This is a genomic window from Pseudomonas sichuanensis (assembly GCF_003231305.1).
Classification (GTDB): Bacteria; Pseudomonadota; Gammaproteobacteria; order Pseudomonadales; family Pseudomonadaceae; genus Aquipseudomonas; species Aquipseudomonas sichuanensis.
This window is the reverse complement of sequence record NZ_QKVM01000007.1, coordinates 84348-104738: the sequence shown is the minus strand read 5'-3', so window position 1 is coordinate 104738 and position 20391 is coordinate 84348. Positions and strand designations below refer to the sequence as shown.

20 protein-coding genes are annotated in these 20391 nt (G+C 64.4%); 10 read left to right on the top strand and 10 right to left on the bottom strand.

Annotation, left to right across the window (positions count from 1 at the left end; translation table 11 throughout):
• Window positions 1–220: 220 nt before the first annotated feature.
• Entirely contained in the window at window positions 221–1111 is an 891-nt protein-coding gene (locus DM373_RS05755; protein WP_110992667.1) for a universal stress protein, read from the top strand.
• Between the two features lie 44 nt (window positions 1112–1155).
• Here the strand turns inward: DM373_RS05755 and DM373_RS05750 are convergent, their stop codons facing one another.
• From DM373_RS05750 to ptrR, 4 genes are all read right to left on the bottom strand, one after another.
• Window positions 1156–1677: an acyloxyacyl hydrolase gene (locus DM373_RS05750; RefSeq protein ID WP_110992666.1), complete on the bottom strand. Its 522-nt coding sequence runs from the start codon at window positions 1675–1677 to the stop codon at window positions 1156–1158.
• A gap of 200 nt (window positions 1678–1877) precedes the next feature.
• Window positions 1878–2609, bottom strand: a complete 732-nt coding sequence (locus DM373_RS05745) for a phytanoyl-CoA dioxygenase family protein (protein WP_110992665.1) — start codon at window positions 2607–2609, stop codon at window positions 1878–1880.
• Window positions 2610–2654: 45 nt separating this feature from the next.
• Window positions 2655–3098: a carboxypeptidase regulatory-like domain-containing protein gene (locus DM373_RS05740; RefSeq protein WP_110992664.1), complete on the bottom strand. Its 444-nt coding sequence runs from the start codon at window positions 3096–3098 to the stop codon at window positions 2655–2657.
• Window positions 3099–3423: 325 nt separating this feature from the next.
• Window positions 3424–4302, bottom strand: a complete 879-nt coding sequence (gene ptrR / locus DM373_RS05730) for a putrescine utilization regulator PtrR (protein WP_125463967.1) — start codon at window positions 4300–4302, stop codon at window positions 3424–3426.
• A gap of 105 nt (window positions 4303–4407) precedes the next feature.
• Between ptrR and DM373_RS05725 the strand changes: the two genes are divergently transcribed.
• Together DM373_RS05725 and panB are read left to right on the top strand one after the other, a co-directional pair.
• The gene (locus DM373_RS05725) at window positions 4408–5793 is read left to right on the top strand and encodes an aldehyde dehydrogenase family protein (protein WP_110992661.1); all 1386 of its coding nucleotides are present in this window, start codon (window positions 4408–4410) and stop codon (window positions 5791–5793) included.
• Between the two features lie 155 nt (window positions 5794–5948).
• On the top strand, window positions 5949–6764 hold the full coding sequence (gene panB, locus DM373_RS05720) for a 3-methyl-2-oxobutanoate hydroxymethyltransferase (RefSeq protein ID WP_110992660.1): 816 nt from the start codon (window positions 5949–5951) through the stop codon (window positions 6762–6764).
• On the opposite strand, the gene DM373_RS05715 is transcribed toward panB, so the two are convergent.
• Both DM373_RS05715 and DM373_RS05705 read right to left on the bottom strand, forming a co-directional pair.
• Window positions 6752–8149: an aminotransferase-like domain-containing protein gene (locus tag DM373_RS05715; protein ID WP_110992659.1), complete on the bottom strand. Its 1398-nt coding sequence runs from the start codon at window positions 8147–8149 to the stop codon at window positions 6752–6754. The genes panB and DM373_RS05715 overlap by 13 nt on opposite strands.
• Before the next feature lie 290 nt (window positions 8150–8439).
• The gene (locus DM373_RS05705; protein WP_110992657.1) at window positions 8440–9339 is read right to left on the bottom strand and encodes a helix-turn-helix domain-containing protein; all 900 of its coding nucleotides are present in this window, start codon (window positions 9337–9339) and stop codon (window positions 8440–8442) included.
• Between the two features lie 163 nt (window positions 9340–9502).
• Between DM373_RS05705 and DM373_RS05700 the strand changes: the two genes are divergently transcribed.
• From DM373_RS05700 to DM373_RS05690, 3 genes are all read left to right on the top strand, one after another.
• A complete protein-coding gene (locus DM373_RS05700) occupies window positions 9503–10861 on the top strand; it encodes a glutamine synthetase family protein (protein WP_110992656.1) in 1359 nt (452 codons plus the stop codon).
• A 141-nt stretch (window positions 10862–11002) separates the two neighbouring features.
• On the top strand, window positions 11003–12091 hold the full coding sequence (locus DM373_RS05695; protein WP_110992655.1) for a polyamine ABC transporter substrate-binding protein: 1089 nt from the start codon (window positions 11003–11005) through the stop codon (window positions 12089–12091).
• Between the two features lie 13 nt (window positions 12092–12104).
• Window positions 12105–13400, top strand: a complete 1296-nt coding sequence (locus DM373_RS05690; RefSeq protein WP_110992654.1) for an NAD(P)/FAD-dependent oxidoreductase — start codon at window positions 12105–12107, stop codon at window positions 13398–13400.
• Between the two features lie 10 nt (window positions 13401–13410).
• On the opposite strand, the gene DM373_RS05685 is transcribed toward DM373_RS05690, so the two are convergent.
• The gene (locus DM373_RS05685; protein ID WP_110992653.1) at window positions 13411–13716 is read right to left on the bottom strand and encodes a helix-turn-helix domain-containing protein; all 306 of its coding nucleotides are present in this window, start codon (window positions 13714–13716) and stop codon (window positions 13411–13413) included.
• Entirely contained in the window at window positions 13697–14080 is a 384-nt protein-coding gene (locus DM373_RS05680) for a type II toxin-antitoxin system RelE/ParE family toxin (RefSeq protein WP_110992652.1), read from the bottom strand. The genes DM373_RS05685 and DM373_RS05680 overlap by 20 nt, the downstream gene beginning before the upstream one ends.
• A gap of 180 nt (window positions 14081–14260) precedes the next feature.
• On the opposite strand from DM373_RS05680, the gene DM373_RS05675 reads away from it, so the two are divergent.
• Window positions 14261–14938, top strand: coding sequence for a DUF3313 domain-containing protein (locus tag DM373_RS05675; RefSeq protein WP_110992712.1), 678 nt, complete (start codon window positions 14261–14263; stop codon window positions 14936–14938).
• Between the two features lie 76 nt (window positions 14939–15014).
• Here the strand turns inward: DM373_RS05675 and DM373_RS05670 are convergent, their stop codons facing one another.
• Complete coding sequence (locus DM373_RS05670) at window positions 15015–16322, bottom strand: serine/threonine transporter (RefSeq protein ID WP_110992651.1); 1308 nt, start codon at window positions 16320–16322, stop codon at window positions 15015–15017.
• Window positions 16323–16558: 236 nt separating this feature from the next.
• Entirely contained in the window at window positions 16559–17935 is a 1377-nt protein-coding gene (locus DM373_RS05665) for an L-serine ammonia-lyase (protein ID WP_110992650.1), read from the bottom strand.
• Window positions 17936–18081: 146 nt separating this feature from the next.
• On the opposite strand from DM373_RS05665, the gene DM373_RS05660 reads away from it, so the two are divergent.
• The 3 genes from DM373_RS05660 to DM373_RS05650 all read left to right on the top strand — a co-directional run bounded on the left by DM373_RS05660 (window position 18082) and on the right by DM373_RS05650 (window position 20378).
• On the top strand, window positions 18082–19029 hold the full coding sequence (locus tag DM373_RS05660; protein WP_110992649.1) for a LysR substrate-binding domain-containing protein: 948 nt from the start codon (window positions 18082–18084) through the stop codon (window positions 19027–19029).
• 150 nt (window positions 19030–19179) lie between these two features.
• A complete protein-coding gene (locus DM373_RS05655; RefSeq protein WP_110992648.1) occupies window positions 19180–19425 on the top strand; it encodes a hypothetical protein in 246 nt (81 codons plus the stop codon).
• Window positions 19426–19622: 197 nt separating this feature from the next.
• Window positions 19623–20378 carry a hypothetical protein gene (locus DM373_RS05650; RefSeq protein ID WP_110992647.1) on the top strand — a complete coding sequence of 252 codons (756 nt, stop codon included), beginning with the start codon at window positions 19623–19625 and terminating at the stop codon, window positions 20376–20378.
• Window positions 20379–20391 lie beyond the last annotated feature (13 nt).

Sequence of the window (20391 nt, the reverse complement as noted above, 5' to 3'; positions counted from 1 at the left end):
TTGTGCCGCGAAAGGGCTGCGCAGCAGCCCCAGATATCAGCGTCGCCTCAACAATCGCCGGGGCTGCTGCGCAGCCCTTTCGCGGCACAAGGCCGCTCCTACAGGGGCGCGCAAAGTCTTCCAACAGCTAAACTCATTGGGCAACGCCCGCACCGCAACGCACGGCAAGGGCCATACAGATCAGGCATGAACGGGGGGCTGCCACACGTGGAGGTGTGCGATGAGCCAGTTCAAGCGTTTGTTCGTCATGCTCGGCCCGCAGATGCGCTACAGCCCTGCCCTGCAACGGGCCGCAGCACTGGCGGAGTCCAGCGGGGCCCTGCTGGACATCAATGTATTCGTCGACGACGTCGATACCTTCGGGCTGATGAGCGATGGCCGCGAGCGCGAGCGGCTGCTCGCCGATAACCGGCAATGGCTGGCGGACGCGAAGGAGCAACTGTCCGACAACGGGCTGGATGTGTCGACCGAACTGCTGCTGACCCGCGACCCGCTGGGCAGTGCCGTCGAACAGATCGAGCGCCTGGGCTGCGACCTGCTGGTCAAGGACGTGCAGCACGAACCGGTGCTCAAGCGCCTGCTGGTCACCCCACTGGACTGGCAACTGCTCAAGGACAGCCCGGTGGCCGTGCACCTGGTCAGCGATGTCCGCCTGCCCCTGCCCCGCCAGATCGCCGCAGCGGTCGACCTCAACCTGCACGGTGCCGGCGAGCACCTGGACGACCAGGTGTTCCGCAGCGCCCATGCCCTGGCCCTGCAGTGCAACGCCGAGCTGCACCTGCTGCACGTGTGCGACGCGGCAAAAACCCATATCGCCGACTTCGGCGCCGGCACCGTGACCATGCCCGGCTTCGAAGGCAGCGTGCGCGCCGCCCAGCGCGCGGCGTTCAACCGCCTGGGCGATCACTATGAGATTGCCCTGGAGCGCAGGCACTTCCTCGAAGGGCCGGCGATCAAGGCGATCGCCCAGTACGTCAGCCACAGCCGCATCGACGTGATCGTCATGGGCACTCACCGGCATGATGCGCTGCACACCTTTCTCGGCGGGACGACGTCGCACGTGTTGGAGCACCCGCTGTGCAACGTGCTGGCGATCAAGGCGGTGCGCTGACCGCGCCCGCCTGGGCGAGGCCGGTTGGCTAACCCTGCAGTGGCTCAGAAGCCCTTGCTGTAGAACAGCGAGTACGACTCGATGCCGTCGTTGGGCTGCTTGATGCCGGCATTGGAGTAATGCATGGCGCGGATGCCGATCTTCTGATCGGCCGGCAGTTTCAGGCCAAAGCCGATGCGGTCTTCGAAGTTGACCGAAGAACCCAGACGCTGGTCGCCGACCTCGGTCTTGGAGAACGCCGCCAGGCCGATGCCGGCCTCGATGAACGGGGTATAGGTGAAGCCGCTGAACTCATAGACGAACACCGGGCTCAATGACAGCGAGTGGGCGCCGCTGTAGTCGCCACCTTCCCAGTATGTGTAGGCCGCATCCCAATAACCCGTCAGGTGGCCCGCACTGCTTTCCAGCCAACGCTTGTCCCAGTCGAACGACGCACCGAGACGGTAGGTCATGTCGCCCTGGCTGGTGGCGCCGATTGCACCGGACAGCTGTGCGGCCTGGGCCAGGTTGGCGCCGGCGAACGCCAGCACGAATGCGGCCAGGGAACTGGCAAGACGGGTATTCATCTATGACTACTCCTGAGGGTCTTCACGAACAGGCCCGGCCTGGCGTGCGCAGGCCTGCGGCAAATGGGGGCTTGGGCCCCTCGTTATGCACCCATGAGCTGGTGCATCCAACCAGGTCACAAGTGGTAATAGTTTTCTCGATTATTATCTGATCACGCCACAAGTTGAAAGTACTTTGCCACTACTGGCCAACGCCTTGTTCAGTCGTAGACCGATTCTTCATGCTCACCCAGCAAGCGCCGCTGGCGCGCCGTCGCCGCGGCGAGCACCTCGGGGTTGAAACGCCAGGTGAGATAGGGCGAGAACTTCTGCGCCACCATGCGTCGGCCGTAATGCACCTGCAGCATGTCGCGCACCCGCTCGGCACTGCGATTGGCGCCGCCGCTGTGCCAGGCATCGCTGCGCATCACCAGCGCGTCGCCCGCCTGGCACAGCACCGGGCGCAGGCCCTGCCCTTGCCAGCTGTCCTCTCCCGCTCGAGGTGCGCGACCGGCGCGATGGCTGCCGGGGATGACAAGGGTTGGCCCCACGTCCAGGTCGATATCGCACAGGTACAGCTGTGCGGTGAGTATCTGGGCGGGCAGGCTCAAGCGACCGCGCAGCTCGGTCGGCAGTGCCATGGGCAGATGGTCCAGGTGCAGGCCCATGCCCGGATAGCCCGGGTGGCTGCGCCAGGCGGTCTGGCCGATGACGTGGCAGTCGCTGCCCAGCACTGTTTCGGCCAGTTCGATCAAAGGTGGCAGGTCGAGAAACGGCAACCACAGCGGGTCGCGGTTGAACACACACTTGTAGTGTTCGAGCAGGCCCTGGTAGTCCCAATGCAACGGTTGCAGGCCGTCGATGGCACCGCGCAGCAACGCAATGCGTGCTGGGTCGAGCACGCTGGGTATCAGGGCGAAGCCCTGCTCGTGGAGGGACTCAAGCGGGTTCATCGGTGTCCCTCCACAAGCCCGGGGCACATTTGTACTCCTTATCGCTCAGCGCCAGTTCAGGTCCACCCGTGCCGGCGTCTTGCCGTCGACATTGACCTGCTGCTGCACGCTCTGGCCCTCGGCGTTACCCGTCACCCGGTAGTGCCCCGGAGGCAGTTGCACGAAGATCAGTGGCCCGACGTCCTGCAAGGCCAGCACCGACTTGCCTTGGGCAGACTGGATGTCCAGCGCAGCGCCGCTCTGGAACTTGCCTTCGGCACCGGTGGACAGGGTGATGTGCAGGTCGTAGCCAGGGGTGCGGCGCAAGGCGTTGGCCTCATCCTGGCCAATGCCGCCCTGCAGGTAGCGGATGCCGTTCTGCTCCTGCGGCTGCAGTTGCACGGCTTGTGGGTCGATGGGGGCGTTGAGGTCGGCGGCGGCGGCCAAGGTCCAGGGCATGGCCAGGGTTACCAGCAGTGCCGCGCAAAGCCCGTAGTGATGAGTACGCATGGTGCATTCCTCCCTTGGAGGGATGGTCTACACAGTTTTGATGCCTGGCTGCAGCGCGCGTTCGCGGGGTTTCGGACCGTTAGTCAGCGCATGGGGCTGTTGCGCAGCCCATCGCCGGCAAGGCCAGCCTCTTCAAGAAGACAGTTGTTCCCACCTGATCGCGCCGAACTCAAGATGTGCAAGCTGCCTGTGGGAGCGGCGGTTCGCCGCTGCGATTTACCCGCGAAGATGACACCTCGTTGTCTGGCACGGGCTATGCCCGTGTTCGCGGGTGAACCCGCTCCCACAGGAATCACGCCAGGTATTTAACGTGTAAGCCGCGCACTCAACCCGCCAGCGACTCGGCCCGGCGCTCCTCGAGTAATTTGATGAACATGCTCAGGCTGCGCGACACCGTGCCTCGGCGCCACACCAGCCAGGTCTTGAGGTAGCGAAAGTCCTCGGCCATCGGCCAGGCGCTGACCGTGCTGCAACCGGGCATGTTGTCGAGCATGCTGCGCGGCATCATCGCCAGGCCCGCGCCTGCGCTGACGCAGGCGAGCATGCCGTGGTAGGACTCCATTTCGTGGATCTTGCCCGGCACGGCCTGGTCGTGAACGAACCAACTCTCGAAATGATGGCGGTACGAGCAATTGGCGCGAAACGCGTAGATGCTCGCACCATTGACGTCGCGGGCGCGGGTGACCGGGGCATGGTGCAGCGGTGCGATGACCATCATCTCCTCCTCGAACACCGGCATGCCTTCGAGCGTGGGGTGCAGCACCGGGCCATCGACGAAAGCGGCCACCAGGCGCCCGGACAGCACGCCTTCGAGCATGGTCCCCGACGGGCCGGTGGACAGGTCGAGGTCCACCTTGGGATAGCGCTGGTTGTAGGCCGCCAGCAACGCCGGGATGCGCACCGCCGCGGTACTTTCCAGCGAGCCCAGGGCGAAGGTGCCTTGCGGGTCCTCCCCCGCCACGGTCAACCGCGCTTCGTGCACCAGGTCGAGGATGCGCCGGGTGTATTCGAGGAAGTTCCAGCCGGCCGGCGACAGGCGCAGGCGGCTCTTCTCGCGGATGAACAGCTCGACGCCGAGGTCTTCTTCGAGCTGCTTGATACGGGTGGTCAGGTTCGACGGCACCCGGTGGATGTGCTGGGCGGCAGCGCTGATGCTGCCGTGCTCGGCCACTGCCTTGAAGATCTCCAGTTGCACCAGGTCCACAGTCATTCTCCAAACGTGAATGTTTCGCTCATTATTATTCAGTTTTCATTAAAGCGCGCCACCACTAGTCTGGGCTCACCCCTTCAAAACAATGAGAGTCCTGCCATGAGCGAGATCAGCAGCCTGACCCACGCCATCTCCGTCGACCCCTACACCGGCGAGCAGATCGGCCACTATGCCTTCGACACCGACGCCGCACTGGAAGCGGCGCTGCAACGCGCCAAGGTTGGCTACAACCAGTGGCGCAAGGTGTCGCTGGGTCAGCGCAGCGAATACCTGATCGCCCTGGCCAACGCCCTGCAGGCCAACGCCGAAGCTTTCGCCCAGATGATCGCCCGCGAGATCGGCAAGCCGATCGCTCAGGCCCGTGGCGAAGTCGCCAAGTGCGTCGGCCTGTGCCAGTGGTACGCCGAACACGGCCCGGCGATGCTCGCCGCCGAGCCCACGCAGATCGAGAAAGCCCGTATCGAATACCGCCCGCTGGGCCCGATCCTCGCCGTGATGCCGTGGAACTTCCCGGTCTGGCAGGTACTGCGTGGCGCCGTGCCCGCCCTGCTGGCCGGCAACACCTACGTGCTCAAGCACGCCCCCAACGTGATGGGCAGCGCCTACCTGCTGGCCGACCTGTTCAAGCGCGCCGGCCTGCCTGAGGGCGTGTTCGAAGTGCTCAACGTCACCCCTGAGGGTGTTACCCGCGCCATCAACGACCCGCGCATCGCCGCCATCACCCTCACCGGCAGCGTGCGCGCCGGCATGGCCATCGGTGCACAGGCCGGTGCCGCGCTGAAGAAGTGCGTGCTGGAGCTGGGCGGCTCGGACCCGTTCATCGTGCTGGCAGACGCCGACCTGGACGCCGCCGTAAAAGCCGCCGTGATCGGTCGCTACCAGAACACCGGCCAGGTCTGCGCCGCGGCCAAGCGCCTGATCGTCGAAGAAAGCATCGTCGAGGCGTTCACCGCCAAGTTCGTCGAGGCTACCCGTGCGCTCAAGGTAGGCAACCCACTCCAGGACGACACCTATATCGGCCCAATGGCCCGTTATGACCTGCGCGACGAACTCGACGGCCAAGTGCAGGCCACGCTGGCTGAAGGCGCCACCCTGCTGCTGGGCGGCCACAAGGTCGAAGGCGCGGCCAACTTCTACGCACCGACCGTGTTCGCCAACGTCACCCCGGACATGACCGCGTTCAAGCAGGAGCTGTTCGGCCCGGTAGCGGCAATCATCACAGCCCGTGACGCCGACCATGCGGTGGAACTGGCCAACGACAGCGACTTCGGCCTGGCCGCGACCATCTACACCGCCGACTACGCCCTGGCCGAGCGCATGACCAGCGCGCTGGACACCGGTGGCGTATTCATCAACGGCTATTGCGCCTCCGACCCCCGTGTGGCCTTCGGCGGCGTGAAAAAGAGCGGCTTCGGGCGCGAGCTGTCGCACTTTGGTGTGCGTGAGTTCACCAATGCCCAGACCGTGTGGCTGGATCGCAACTGATCTGACCGCGCTGTTCGCCGGCAAGGCTGGCTCCTGTGGGAGCCGGCCTTGCCGGCGAATACCTTCTGGGCTGCAAAATCGCCCGATCCTGTACCTTGAATCACCCTGCATCAGGTGAATAATCGATGACCTCCCGACCACCTCGGAGGTAACCGATGAGCATGCATATCCCCACCCGCCGCTTGACCATCCCCGACCTGGCCGCCATGAAAGGCCGGCAGAAAATCGTCGCCCTCACCGCCTACAGCGCCCCCATCGCCCGTTTGATCGACCCGCTGGTGGACTTCATCCTGGTCGGCGATTCGACCGCCATGGTCGCCTACGGCCGACGCTCCACCCTGGCCATGCGCCTGGACGAGACCATCAGCCACACCCGCGCAGTGATGGACTGCACCGAGCACGCCTGCGTGATCGCCGACATGCCTTTCGGCAGTTACCAAGCCTCACCCGAGCAGGCTTTTCACAACTGCGCCCAGGTACTGGCCGAAACCGGTTGCGCCGCTGTGAAGCTGGAAAGCAATCGGGCACTGGCCGGTACCGTGGCGTTTCTGGTGGAGCGCGGCATCCCGGTGATGGCCCACGTAGGGCTGATGCCGCAGTTCGTCAACGTGATGGGCGGCTACAAGGCCCAGGGGCTGACGGAAGCCAGCGCCGAGGCGATTGCCGAGGACGCCCGCGCCAACCTGGCGGCGGGTGCCTTCAGCCTGCTGCTGGAGGGCGTGGCCGAGCCGCTGGCGCGGCGGATCAGTGAACACAGTACGCAACCTTGTATCGGTATTGGCGCCTCCCCGGCCTGCGACGGCCAGATCCTCGTGACCGAGGACCTGCTGGGCCTGGGCGGGCCTCGCAAGCCGCGCTTCGTCAAGCAGTACGCCGACCTGGCCGCGGTGATCCGGTTGGCTTGCGCGCGCTACGCCAACGAAGTGCGCCAGGGCGAATTCCCGGAGCTTGCTCACTGCTATGGCGACTGAGGCGCCTGACGAACCGCCTGGGCCAGGCGCACCAAGGCACCTTCGATGTCTTGACGCCAGTCGACGGTAACGCTCAGGCGCAGGTGGTCGCGCCAATGGCCAGCCTGGCTGAACAGCGAGCCGGGCGCGATGACAATGCCCTCGCCAAGCAGTTTCTCGCAGACCACGTCCATGTCCACCGAGCGCGTGGCGCGCAACCAGAATGTGGCTCCGGCCTGGGGCATGGCGCCTTGCAGGCAGTCATCGGCATGCTGCTTCAATAGCGCGGCCATCCGCGCCGCGCTGGCGGCGAGTTGTCGACCCAGCAACGTCCGTTGTCGGTCGATGCGCGCGGAGCCGTACAGCCCGGCGATGGCCCGCTGGCGATAGGTTGGCAGGCGAAAGCCACGGGCGAAGAACGCTTCGGCCAGGGGCGCCGTCGCGCTGCGGCATAACAGGTAGGCGAATGGGGCCTCGGCGCCGATGCATTTGTCGAAGCTGGCGAACACCAGCACCCGCTGCGGGTCGGCGTGTTCCCGGTACGCCGGAAGGTCGGCGCACAAGCCTCCGTAGCTGTCGTTCTCGAACAGCCACACCCGATGCCGGGCCAGCAAGTCGCACAGGCGTCGTTTGTCGGCTGCCGGCATCGCGTTGCCCTGCGGGGTGTTGACCCGGGATGACAACACAGCCACGCGCACGGGCGTGGTCTCCAGCATCCGGGCCACGGCATCGAGGTCCATCCGGCCCTCCCGGTCCAGCGGCGCCTCGAAGACCTGCAGGCCCGCCGCACGCAGCCGGCGCAGTATCAACCAGGAACACGGCGACTCGACCAGCGCCACAGAACCTGCGGGGATCAACGTTTGGAGGGCGAGATCGAACACGCTGCGCAGGTCCGGGCCGATGAACACCTGGTCGGCCTGCCACGGTTCGCATGAGGCCTGGCTGTAATCGTGCGCCAGCGCCGCCCGCAGCTGCGGTTCGCCCAGCGGCTGGAAAGGCGGCAGTTCAGCCGCAGGTGTGCGGCGCAGCAGCTCGCGTTCGAGCAACAGCAACGGGCCATCGAGGGCGCCCAGCATGGCCGGGGCATCGCTGCTCAAGGCCAGCATGCCCGGCTGCCGGGCGCTGGCGAAGACCCGATCGAGCAGGTTGGCCGTGGCCGGCAGCGGTACAGTGGGCGCCTGGACGACGCTGAAGTAGCCGACCTTGGGCCGCGCCTGGATGCGTCCTTGGGACTCGAGCAGGGCGAAGCCTTGCTTGCAACTGGACAACGACACCTGCAACTGCCGGGCGACCTCGCGCAGCGAGGGAAGCCGGTGCGCCTGCCCCGGCGCTCGCGCGTCGAGCCAGTGGCTGAGGTAGCGGTGGACTTTCTGGTAGGTGAAACGGGGATGCTGTTCGGTATCCATACCTGACCTGAACGAGGGCTGCGGTGGGCACCCTAGCAGTTATTTACCCTGGTGGCAGATCATCTGGCTGCGGCACAGGCCAATAATCACACCCCTGTGGGAGCGGCTTTAGCCGCGAAGCGAGCGGCGCGGTGGATGGCACCGGCTCTGCCAGTGTTCGCGGGTAAACCCGCTCCCACAGGTACTGTGCAATCCTGGGGAATGCACGAACCCTGTGGGAGCGGCTTTAGCCGCTAAGCAGACGACACCGTGCATGGCACCGGCTTCGCCGGTGTTCGCGGCTCCAGGCACTAGGCGCCGCGCGCGCGCTTTAGCGTTTCGCTCGGCAACTCGCGAAACAACTGTCGGTAGCTTTCGGAAAACCGCCCCAGGTGCCAGAACGACCAGCGCATGGCCACCTCGGCCACGGTCGCATCCCCCGCCAACAGATCCCGCCGTGCCCCGTTGAGCCTGCGCAGGCGCAACCAGTGCGCCGGCGGCAGGTTGGTAAAGCCCTTGAACGCCTGCTGCAACTGACGCACGGAAACCCCGGCGACCTTGGCCAACTGCACCAGGTTGAGGGTCTCGTCGGGGCAATCGGCCGCCCATTCGCTGACCCGGCGCATGATCGCCCGTTCCTCGTCGCGCCGCCCCAGGGCATCGCCTTGCAGACGCTGCCCGGCGTTGTCGAGAATGAACAGGCAGTCCTCCAGCAACTGCTCCGCCAGCGCCCTGCCCTCCAGCGGGCAATCGGCCTGGCCCAGGCGGGTCAGCGTGGCGCTGAGCCAATTGCCGAACAGAGCGTTTTGCTGGCAACTCAGCGGCACCATGAACAACCCGCGCAAGCGCTCCACATCCAACCCGTGGCTGGCCAGGAACGGCTGCTCGAACACCACCGCCACCTCCTGGTAGTTCTCCGGGGTGATCCAGATGTTGCGGCTGTCTTCGTTCAGCAGGTACAGGCTGTTTTCGCTGCGGTCGAAACAGAACGCCAGGGCACCGCTGGGGGCCCGGAAGAACTGTTCGACCCGGGTGTTCAGGCGCTCCTCGTAAACCTCCACGCCCTCAAGCCCCAGCCAGCGCAGCTGGCCGTTGAAATGCCCGGGGGACATCTGCCGGTACTGCTGCTGCCAGCCGGGGGTGACGCGGGTCTGTTCGGTCACATCGGTGGTGTGGAAATCCTGAACCTGCAAGGCGATTGGCGTTGTCACGCGCTGTCCTAGTTGCACTCTTTTGGTGCATTCATTGACGGAGAAAGTGGATAGATCAGCCCAGGGGGCTGCGCCCAAGATAGTCCTCAGCGTCACCTGTGGGAAGTGCCCTACGCGATGAACGCCATGCTTCCCACCACAACTACCCAACCAAGAGGTTTGTATGAACGCCCCCTTCGATCAGCTGTCCACCTGGCTGAAAGAACACCGGATCACCGAAGTCGAATGCGTGATCAGCGACCTGACCGGCATCGCCCGCGGCAAGATCGCCCCCACCGCCAAGTTCCTCCACGAGCGCGGCATGCGCCTGCCCGAGAGCGTGCTGCTGCAGACCGTGACCGGCGACTACGTCGACGATGACATCTACTACAGCCTGCTCGACGCCGCCGACATCGACATGGTCTGCCGCCCCGACCCCACCGCGGTGTACCAGATCCCGTGGGCCATCGAACCTACCGCGATCGTGATCCACGACACCTTCGACAAGCAGGGCAAGCCCATCGAGCTGTCGCCGCGCAACGTGCTGAAAAAGGTGCTCAAGCTCTACGCCGATAAGGGCTGGCAGCCAATCGTCGCGCCAGAGATGGAGTTCTACCTCACGCAACGCTGTGAAGACCCGGACCTGCCACTGCAAGTGCCGCTGGGCCGCTCGGGCCGCGCCGAAAGTGGCCGGCAGTCGTTCTCCATCGACGCCGCCAACGAATTCGACCCGCTGTTCGAGGACGTCTACGACTGGTGCGAACTGCAAGGCCTGGACCTGGACACGCTGATCCACGAAGACGGCCCGGCGCAGATGGAGATCAACTTCCGCCATGGCGACGCACTGGACCTGGCCGACCAGATCACCGTGTTCAAACGCACCATGCGCGAAGCGGCGCTCAAGCACAACGTCACCGCCACCTTCATGGCCAAACCGATCACCGACGAGCCGGGCAGCGCCATGCACCTGCACCAGAGCGTGGTCGACATCGCCACCGGCAAGCCGATCTTCGCCAACGAAGACGGCAGCATGAGCGAGCTGTTCCTGCACCATATCGGCGGCCTGCAGAAGTACATCCCCAAGCTGCTGCCGATGTTCGCGCCCAACGTCAACTCGTTCCGCCGTTTCCTGCCCGACACCTCGGCGCCGGTGAACGTCGAGTGGGGTGAAGAAAACCGTACCGCCGGCCTGCGCGTACCCACCTCAAGCCCCGAGGCGATGCGCGTGGAAAACCGTCTGCCGGGTGCCGATGCCAACCCGTACCTGGCCATCGCCGCGAGCCTGCTGTGCGGCTATATCGGCATGGTCGAGAAGCTCGAGCCGAGTGCACCGGTGCAGGGCCGCGCTTACGAACGACGCAACCTGCGCCTGCCGATCACCATCGAGGACGCGTTGCAGCACATGGAAGATTGTGAAGTGGTGCAGCAGTACCTGGGCCAGCAGTTCGTCCAGGGCTACGTGGCGGTCAAGCGCGCCGAGCACGAGAACTTCAAGCGGGTGATCAGTTCGTGGGAACGTGAGTTCCTGTTGCTCAGCGTCTGATCAATCACACAGCTTGTGGGAGCGGGCTTGCCCCGCGACGAGGCCATCAGCCCAATCGCGGGGCAAGCCCGCTCCCACGATGCCCCAACACTGAACCATCGTTAATACCACGACCAAGAACAAGACCAACGAGGTGTCGACATGCGTCATCCGCAAGCCCTGATTCCCGCAACCTTCGCCCTGTTGTTCGGCGCTGCCGTCCAGGCCCAGCCGACGGTGAGCGTGTACAACTGGACCGATTACATCGGTGATACCACCCTGGCGGACTTTCAGGCCAGCAGCGGGATCAAGGTGGTCTATGACGTGTTCGACTCCAACGAAACCCTGGAAGGCAAGCTGCTGGCCGGACGCACCGGCTACGACGTGGTCGTGCCGTCCAACCATTTCCTCGCCCGCCAGGCCCAGGCCGGCGCGTTCCTGCCGCTGGACCGCAGCAAGCTGCCGAACTGGCAGCACCTGGACCCGGAACTGCTCAAGCAGCTTGAGCAGAACGACCCGGGCAACCAGTACGCCGTGCCTTACCTGTGGGGCACCAACGGCATTGGCTACAACGTCGATAAAGTGAAGGCGGTGCTGGGCATCGACAGGATCGATTCCTGGGCAGTGCTGTTCGAGCCAGAGAACCTGAAGAAGCTCAAGCAGTGCGGCGTGGCGTTCATGGATTCGCCCGACGAACTGTTCCCGGCCATCCTCAACTACATGGGCATGAACCCACGCAGCGAGAAGGCCGACGACTATAAAAAGGCCGAGGCACGCCTGCTGGAGCTGCGCCCGTACATCACCTACTTCCACTCCTCCAAGTACGTTTCCGACCTGGCCAACGGCGATGTCTGCGTGGCCTTCGGCTACTCCGGCGATGTGTTCCAGGCCGCTCACCGTGCCGAGGAGGCCGGCAACGGCGTCAAGGTCGCCTACAGCATCCCCAAGGAAGGCAGCAACCTGTGGTTCGACCTGCTGGCGATCCCCAAGGATGCCAAGAACCCCGAACAAGCCCTGGCGTTCATCAACTACCTGCTCGACCCCAAGGTGATCGCCAAGGTCAGCGCCACGGTCGGCTATGCCAACGCCAACCCGGATGCCAAGGCCGACATGGACCCGGCACTGGTGAACAACCCCGAGATCTACCCGCCCCAGGAGGTGCTGGACAAGCTGTATGTTTCCACCATGCCGAGCCCGCCGATCCTGCGGCAGATGACCCGCTCCTGGAGCAAGATCAAGTCCAACCGCTGAGTCGAGCACACCCATGCCTCACATGACTGAACACACTGCCTCCTACTACGCCGCCACGGCGCGCAAGGCAGCGCCCTACCCGGTTCTCGACCAGGACCTGCAAGCCGACGTGTGCGTGGTCGGCGGCGGCCTGACCGGGGTCAACGCTGCCCTGGAACTGGCCGAACGCGGCCTTACGGTGATCTTGCTGGAGGCCCGGCGCATCGGCTGGGGCGCCAGCGGGCGCAACGGCGGCCAGCTGATCCGCGGCATCGGCCATGACGTTTCGGGCTTTGCCCGGCACGTCGGCCAGGACGGCGTGCGCTACCTCAAGCAGGCCGGCATCGACTCGGTGGCGCTGGTGGCGCGGCGCATCGAGCAGTACGACATCGACTGCGACCTGCGCTGGGGCTTCTGCGAGCTGGCCAACACCCCGGCGCAGTTCGCCGCCTTCGAAGACGAGCAGCGCGAACTTGCCGACCTCGGCTACCGCCACGAAACCCGGCTGATCGGCGCCGATCGCATGCATGAAATCGTCGCCAGCGACCAATATGCCGGTGGCCTGGTGGACATGGGCTCGGGCCACCTGCACCCGCTCGACCTGGTCCAGGGCGAAGCACGCGCCGCCCATGGCCTGGGCGTGAAGATCTTCGAGCAGAGCCCGGTGCTGCGCATCGAGCATGGCAACACCGTGACCCTGCACACTGCGCGCGGCAAGGTCCGCGCCCAGAGCCTGGTGCTGGGCTGCAACGCCCACCTCGACGAACTGGAACCGCGCCTGAGCGGCAAAGTGTTGCCTGCCGGCAGCTATGTAGTGGCCAGCGAGCCGCTGCCCGAACGCGTTGCCCGGGCGCTGATCCCGCAGAACATGGCGCTGTGCGACCAAAAAGTCGGCCTGGACTATTACCGCCTCACTGCCGACAACCGGCTGCTGTTCGGCGGCGCCTGCCACTACTCCGGGCGCGACCCGAAGGACATCGGCGCCTACATGCGACCCAAGGTGCTCAAGGTGTTCCCGCAGTTGGCCGATGTGCGCCTGGACTACCAATGGGGCGGCATGATCGGTATCACCGCCAACCGCTTCCCGCAGGTCGGCCGGCTCAGCCAGCACCCCAATGTGTTCTATGCCCAGGGCTATTCCGGGCATGGCTTGAACACTACCCACTGGACGGCGAAACTGCTGGCCGAGGCCATCGCCACCCAGGCCAGTTACGGGTTCGACGTGTTCAGCTCAGTGCCCCACCTGACCTTCCCCGGCGGCAAGGCATTGCGCTCGCCGCTGCTGGCACTGGGGATGTTGTGGTACCGACTGCGTGAGGCGTTGGGCTGACGGGCTTTGCTCAAAGGATGGCCTGCAGGCCTTTGTCAGCGATGACATTGAGCAGTTTCAACGCAGGCCCCGCCGGACGTGTTTCGCCCTGCTCCCACTTGCGCACCGTGGAAGTGCTGGTATGTAGGTGCAGGGCGAACACCGGCTGGCTGAAATTGAGGGTTTCACGCAGTTGCTTGATGTCCTGGGCAGTGAACGCCCGCACGGGCGCCGGGCAGATCGCTTCGAAATCGCGCAGCGTGACTTTGCCGACCGCGCCCGCCCGCTCCAGGGCACTCAGGTCATCACGCAATGATTCAATGAGTTTGCTGGTCACAGTGGACCTCCATCAAGACACCGCAGCCCAGAGCTTTGGTCAACGCCTGCGGTGATAAATCCAGGAATACCTTGCCGGCAAACTGCAACGCCTTCTGCTCGCTGGGCGTGACATTCACCAGGTCGTTCTTTTTAAATCCATGCAGAAACACGTAGCGGCTGCCGATGCGGGCTGACAGCAGCGTGCGATAGCTGCCGCGCTTTCCGGCACCGCGACCGGCGATGCGCTTCTTGAACAGCAGCCCGCCTAGGCTGGTATCCACCAGCCCGCATTGCATTTCCTCGACAGCCTTGCACAGCACGCAATCCGGGAGGTTCTCGCTGAGTTGCCAGCGGGTGAACTCCCTTCTTTTATAGACTTCCATGTCCAACGCTCCAAACCATACCCGTAAAGGGCACACCTTTCCAGCTTCCGGATTGAATGAAAAGTCGGCTGCTTCGGGGGTGGACGTGCGAAACGGCAATGAGAATCGAACGGGATGCTGGCCTTCCGCCAAGCACCTGCTAGCGTTGTTCTGGCCAATTCACTCATGGACACCGCCATCATGATGCAACTGCCTCGCACCACCCTGTTGTGCGCAGCCCTGCTTGCTTTGGTTGCCTGCTCCAGCAACCGCGTCGACCCCAAGGATTACTCCGGCTTTCTCAAGGACTACAGCCGCCTGAAACCGGCCGAAAGCGTCTCTGGCGCGCCGGTGATGCGCTGGGTCGACCCGAACCTGAAAGCCAGCCAGTACACCAAGGTGTTCATCGAGCCGAGCCAGTTCTATCCAAAACCACAACCGACCGACGTGATCTCGGCGCAGACCCTGCAGGAGATCACCCGCTACTTCAACGAAGCCATGCGTCGCGAGCTGGGCAGTGTGCTGACGCTGGTCAAGGAGCCTGGGCCGAACACCATCGTGGTGCGCCCGGCGATCACCGCCGTGGCCACCAGCAACCAAGGCCTCAAGCCCTACGAAGTCATCCCCATCGCGCTGGTGGCAGCAGCGGTCAACACCGCCGCTGGTGGGCGTGACCAGGACGTGGACATCGCGGTAGAGGCGGCCTTCCTCGATGGCGCCAGCCAGAAAGTGCTGGCCCAGGTGGTGCGCAAAGGCAGCGGCAAGGAGCTGGAAAACGACACGCAGAAACTCACCCTGGCCGACGTCAAGCCGGTACTCGATGGCTGGGCCAGCGACATGCGTCGCAGCTTTGTGGCGCTGCAGCACAAGACCAAGTAGCCCACTGCCGTCGCCAGATGCAACAAGGCCGCTGTCCCTGCCGGACAGCGGCCTTGTTGCATCTGGCGACGAAAGATCAGGCGACGAAGGTGTAGACGATCGCCGACAGCGTGATCAAACCAATCAACACGACGAACACATTCGACAGTTTGCCCGAGTACTGACGCAGCGCCGGCACCTTGTGCACCGCGTACATCGGCATCAGGAACAGCAGGCAGGCGATCACCGGGCCACCCAGGCCTTCGATCAGGCCAAGGATGCTCGGGTTGAGTGTGGCCACCGCCCAGCAGGTCACCACCATGAACAACGCCGTGGCACGCTCAAGGCGTTTGGCCGGCCAGACTTTGCCACGCCCACGCAGGCTCTTGACGATCATGCCCTGGAAGCCTTCGCTGGCGCCGATGTAATGGCCCAGGAACGATTTGGTGATCGCCACCAGCGCGATCAGCGGCGCAACGAAGGCGATCACCGGGGTCTGGAAGTGGTTGGCCAGGTACGACAGGATCGAGATGTTCTGCGCCTTGGCCTCGGCCAGATTCTCCGGGCTCAGGGCCAGCACGCAGCTGAAGCAGAAGAACATCACCGTCAGCACCATCATCACGTGGGCAGTGGCCAGGGTGCGGCCGCTCTTGCGGTCGGCGTCAGCGCCGTAGCGATGTTTCTGGTCGACGGCAAAGGCCGAGATGATCGGTGAGTGGTTGAACGAAAACACCATCACCGGGATCGCCAACCACAAGGTGAGCATCAGGTTCGAGGCACTGAGCCCCTCATTGGCCTGGGCGAAGAACGCGCCGTTCCAGTTGGGGATCAGGCTCAGCGCCAGCAACAGCAGCGAAGCGACGAAGGGGTAGACCAGCAGGCTCATGGCCTTGACGATGAGCTGCTGACCGCAGCGCACGATGATCATCAGGCCGCAGATCAGCAGCAGCGCCAGCAGTGCGCGGGGCGGCGCGTTCAGGTGCAGCTGGTGTTCGAAGAAGCTGGTGAGGGTGTTGGTCAGCGCCACGCTGTACACCAGCAGGATCGGGAAGATGGCGAAGAAATACAGCAGGGTGATCAGCTTGCCGGCACCAACGCCGAAGTGCTCTTCCACCACCTCGGTGATGTCTTCGCTGCCGCCCTTGCGCCCGGACAGCACGAAGCGGGTCAGTGCGCGGTGGGCGAAGAAGGTCATGGGGAACGCCAGCAACGCCAGGATCAGCAGCGGCCAGAAGCCGCCGACGCCAGCGTTGATCGGCAGGAACAGGGTGCCGGCACCGATGGCGGTGCCATACAGGCCCAGGGCCCAGGTGGTGTCGTGGCGGTTCCAGGTGGTCGAGCCCGAGGCCGTAGCCGGGGCAGCCGAATCCGCACGAAGGGTCGTGGTGCTTTGTACATCAGTCATGGGTATCGCCTTGTAGTTGTTTTTGTCGCAGGTACAGCGGGTGTTGCAGTGTGGGAGCCGGCTTGCCGGCCTCATGGGTTGCATGGCTTCTGTAGGAGCGGCCTTGTGTCGCGCGGGGTGGCACGGGCTTCGCCCGTGTTCGCGGGGCAAGCCCGCTCCCACAGGGATCGCGCTAGCTTTAGCAGTTGAGCAAGGCAGTTGCTCCTACAGCGGTCAAGTGCATGCCTGGCGTTCCGTCAGCACTCGACGAACGCCACGGCCAGGCCGCCGCGCGAGGTTTCCTTGTAGTTGGCGTGCATGTCGGCACCGGTATCGCGCATGGTGCGGATCACCTGGTCGAGGGAAATGAAATGCTCGCCGTCGCCGCGCAAGGCCATCTGCACGGCATTGATCGCCTTGACCGCGGCAATGGCGTTGCGCTCGATGCACGGTACCTGGACCAGGCCACCGACCGGGTCGCAGGTCAGCCCGAGGTTATGTTCCAGGGCAATCTCGGCGGCATTTTCCAGCTGGGGCGGCGTGGCGCCCAACACTTCGGCCAGCCCAGCGGCAGCCATCGAACAGGCCGAACCGACCTCGCCCTGGCAGCCCACTTCGGCGCCGGAAATCGAGGCGTTCTTCTTGCACAGGATGCCCACCGCTGCCGCCGCCAGCAGGAAGGTGACCACGTCGTCGTCGCAGGCGCCGGGGTTGAATTTCATGTAGTAGTGCAGCACCGCCGGGATGATCCCGGCCGCGCCGTTGGTGGGCGCGGTGACCATGCGTCCGCCGGCGGCGTTCTCTTCGTTGACCGCCAAGGCGAACAGGTTGACCCACTCCATGGCGCTGAGGGTCGAACCGATCACGTTGGGCTTGCCCAGCTCCTGCAGGCTGCGGTGCAGGCGCGCGGCGCGGCGCTTGACCTTGAGCCCGCCGGGCAGGATGCCTTCGTTGCGCAGGCCGTTGACCACGCACTCGCGCATGGCGGCCCAGATGTTCAGCAGGCCTTCGCGTATCTCGCTTTCCGAGCGCCAGGCGCGCTCGTTGGCCAGCATCAGCTGGCTGACACTCAGCCCATGCTGCTTGCACAGTGCCAGCAGTTCCTCTGCACTGGAAAACTCGTAGGGCAGCTCGACCTCGGCGCTGCCAGCCTGGGGTGCGTCGATTTCGCTTTGCTCGACGATGAAGCCGCCACCCACCGAATAGTAGGTCTGGCTGAACTGGCTGCCCTGGGCGTCGAAGCTTTCCAAGGTCATGGCGTTGGGGTGGTAAGCCAGGCTCTCGTCGAGCAGGCGCATGTCACGGCTGTACTGGAACTCGATCGGATGGCTGGCATCGAGCATCAGGCACTGCTCCTGCATCAACTGGTCGATGCGTGGCTCGATGCTGTGCGGGTCGATGCGGTCCGGCCACTGGCCCATCAGGCCCAACAGGCAGGCACGGTCGGTGGCATGGCCAACCCCGGTGGCCGACAGCGAGCCGTACAGACGGACCTCGACCCGGCTCACCTGGGCCAGCAGGCCGCGCTCGCGCAGTGCCAGGGCGAAGGTTGCCGCGGCGCGCATGGGGCCGACGGTGTGGGAGCTCGATGGGCCGATGCCAATCTTGAAAAGGTCGAAAACACTGATAGCCATGCTAATGCCTGACCGTGGCAGCCGTACAACGCGCACCACGGATCTCCGGAAAAATTGAACGGTATTACAAAGTTGGGCGATACTGACGCGCTCAGGTCGGCATGACCAACGAAACTTCCTACACAAGCCTTTAGCAGGACTAAACGATGAAGGGGCCACTCAACGGCCAGGTATACGTCTGGCTGCATGTGTTTGCCTGCGCGGCGCGGCACCTGTCATTCACCCGCTGTGCAGAAGAGCTGCACATCACCCCCGGCGCAGTCAGCCAGCAGATGCGCCAACTGGAAGAGCGCCTGGGCTATCGCCTGTTCCTGCGCCGCGCCCGCGGCGTCGAGCTGTCGGCCGAGGGGCAGCGCCTGGCACAGACCGTGGCCGAGGCCTACGGCAGCATCGAGGCCGAGCTGTTGCGCCTGGATGCCGGCGAGATCCGGGGCACCTTGCGCCTGCGCTCGATCCCGTCGTTCCTGGCCAAATGGCTGACGCCGCGCCTGCCGCGCTTCCAGCAGCGCTACCCCGACATCGAGCTGCGCCTGGTGGCCGAGGACAGCAACCAGGCCCTGCACCCGGATGACTTCGACCTGGCCATCGACCTCAACGACGGCAGCTACCCAGGCATGCTGTCCACCCCATTGCTGGATGAACAGATCTTCCCGGTCTGCTCCCCTGCTCTGCTGCGCGGCCGCCCGCCGCTGCACGGGCCGACGGACCTTGTGCACTATCCGCTGCTGCACGACATCACCGCCTGGCGCGGCAGCTCGGAATATGCCGAATGGGAGTTTTACCTGGACGGTATCGGCGCCGGCGGGCTGGACGTGCGCCGTGGCCATACCTTCAACCGCAACCACCTGACCATCGAGGCGGCGATTGCCGGTGTCGGCGTGGCCATCGCCCGACGCACCCTGCTCAACGATGAACTTGAGCGCGGGGCGCTGATCGTGCCGTTCGGCGTACCGATCGCCAACCACAAGCGCTACGTGCTGCACTACCCGCCCGGCGGGCTGACCCAGCCCGGCGCCCGGGCAGTGCATGACTGGCTGGTGGAGGAGGCGCAGGGATTCAGGGCGTTGCACCCGTTGTCACTGCCTGGTGTGTAGGGCCACTCGGTGTATCCAACCTGGCGTTACGCACTGTTACTTCGCCGCCGCCCTTGTAACTTAAGCCCCTGCCCCTCCCGCGCCTAGAGTGTGCCCCTCGGCCTGCGCGCCGCGCCGTGCCGAGGATCAACCCACACAGGAGGTGTAACCATGCATTTCGTAATCGTCGAGAAGAACCAGGCCAGCGCGCCATCCGCAGAGGACCTCAAGAAAGCGATGATCCTGAGCAACGGCACGCCGGGCGAAGTCACAGGCGACAACAGCGCTCGTAAACTGACATTCACCGGCGAGATCAGCCACACGACCTACGAAAACAAGCTCATCGAAGTGGCCAAGGGCAAGCGCACCAGTTGGAACTTCACCTGGGCCGACGCCAACGTTAAGAGCACGGCCTAAGCCTTGCTTGCGTACTTGCACGAGTAACAAGGGCCGCATTGCGGCCCTTGTTCATTTGAATGGGCGGCATAACAGCCGCTGCCTTGTAACACCGTGATACTTCGCCGGCCCTCCTGCTCCGCCTAAAGTGGCCTGGTCGACACGCCGGCACAGGCCGGAATTCGGCAACCATCACTCAACAAGGACAGAGGGACACCATGAGCAATTCGAATGCCGCAAGCAAACAACAGCTCGCCGTCGCCCAACAGCGCCAGGAACAGGTGCAACAAGCGGTCAAGGCCCTGCTTGGCCGAACCCAGCCCCTGGAGCAAAGCCACTACGCCAATCTGTTCCGCACCATCACCGATGCCGTTACCAAATCGGTGAACATCCAGATTGCCGCCGATGACCTGCGTACTCTCAAGGACGGGAAGTACAAGCTGTGCTTCGCCAAGAAGGTCGGAGACGCTGCGTACAACGTGGTCTGGCAGTCCTACGACAAGTACCTGATGAACAACACTTTCAGCTGGACGCCCCAGTACCAGCTGTTTGGCACCAACACCTTCCAGGACAATGTCACGGTGACCACGGCCACCAATATCGTCACCATCGGCCTCGGGCAACAATCGATCCTCGACGATGCAGGCATACTCGGGGCGCCTTCCACCGGTGGACCGGAAACGGCGGTCACCTTGATCAACAAGTACGGTTCGATCCATCCGGGCGTCAACCAGCTGTCCACCGGCATCGACGGCAAGCAGGTGAGCACGCCGATCTACGTGGCCACCAGTGCGGTCGTACAGGGCAGCACCAGCCTCACGCCGAAGGAAAGCATCCTGGTGTGGTTCCAACAGGACGTGCAGACCAGCACCATGTTCAGCAGCTCACGCTCCAATGCCCAGGAGATCGACCTGACCTTCGCCAACAGCGCCACCTACATGTACTCCGACCAGAAGTGGATCATCCCTTCCTGAGCCTTGGCCGCCG

Coding starts and splice junctions, on each gene's coding strand:
- DM373_RS05755 (WP_110992667.1), top strand. CDS start 221: ATGAGCCAGTTCAAGCGTTTGTTCGTCATGCTCGGCCCGCAGATGCGC.
- DM373_RS05750 (WP_110992666.1), bottom strand. CDS start 1,677: ATGAATACCCGTCTTGCCAGTTCCCTGGCCGCATTCGTGCTGGCGTTC.
- DM373_RS05745 (WP_110992665.1), bottom strand. CDS start 2,609: ATGAACCCGCTTGAGTCCCTCCACGAGCAGGGCTTCGCCCTGATACCC.
- DM373_RS05740 (WP_110992664.1), bottom strand. CDS start 3,098: ATGCGTACTCATCACTACGGGCTTTGCGCGGCACTGCTGGTAACCCTG.
- DM373_RS05725 (WP_110992661.1), top strand. CDS start 4,408: ATGAGCGAGATCAGCAGCCTGACCCACGCCATCTCCGTCGACCCCTAC.
- panB (WP_110992660.1), top strand. CDS start 5,949: ATGAGCATGCATATCCCCACCCGCCGCTTGACCATCCCCGACCTGGCC.
- DM373_RS05715 (WP_110992659.1), bottom strand. CDS start 8,149: ATGGATACCGAACAGCATCCCCGTTTCACCTACCAGAAAGTCCACCGC.
- DM373_RS05700 (WP_110992656.1), top strand. CDS start 9,503: ATGAACGCCCCCTTCGATCAGCTGTCCACCTGGCTGAAAGAACACCGG.
- DM373_RS05695 (WP_110992655.1), top strand. CDS start 11,003: ATGCGTCATCCGCAAGCCCTGATTCCCGCAACCTTCGCCCTGTTGTTC.
- DM373_RS05690 (WP_110992654.1), top strand. CDS start 12,105: ATGCCTCACATGACTGAACACACTGCCTCCTACTACGCCGCCACGGCG.
- DM373_RS05680 (WP_110992652.1), bottom strand. CDS start 14,080: ATGGAAGTCTATAAAAGAAGGGAGTTCACCCGCTGGCAACTCAGCGAG.
- DM373_RS05675 (WP_110992712.1), top strand. CDS start 14,261: ATGATGCAACTGCCTCGCACCACCCTGTTGTGCGCAGCCCTGCTTGCT.
- DM373_RS05670 (WP_110992651.1), bottom strand. CDS start 16,322: ATGACTGATGTACAAAGCACCACGACCCTTCGTGCGGATTCGGCTGCC.
- DM373_RS05665 (WP_110992650.1), bottom strand. CDS start 17,935: ATGGCTATCAGTGTTTTCGACCTTTTCAAGATTGGCATCGGCCCATCG.
- DM373_RS05660 (WP_110992649.1), top strand. CDS start 18,082: ATGAAGGGGCCACTCAACGGCCAGGTATACGTCTGGCTGCATGTGTTT.
- DM373_RS05655 (WP_110992648.1), top strand. CDS start 19,180: ATGCATTTCGTAATCGTCGAGAAGAACCAGGCCAGCGCGCCATCCGCA.
- DM373_RS05650 (WP_110992647.1), top strand. CDS start 19,623: ATGAGCAATTCGAATGCCGCAAGCAAACAACAGCTCGCCGTCGCCCAA.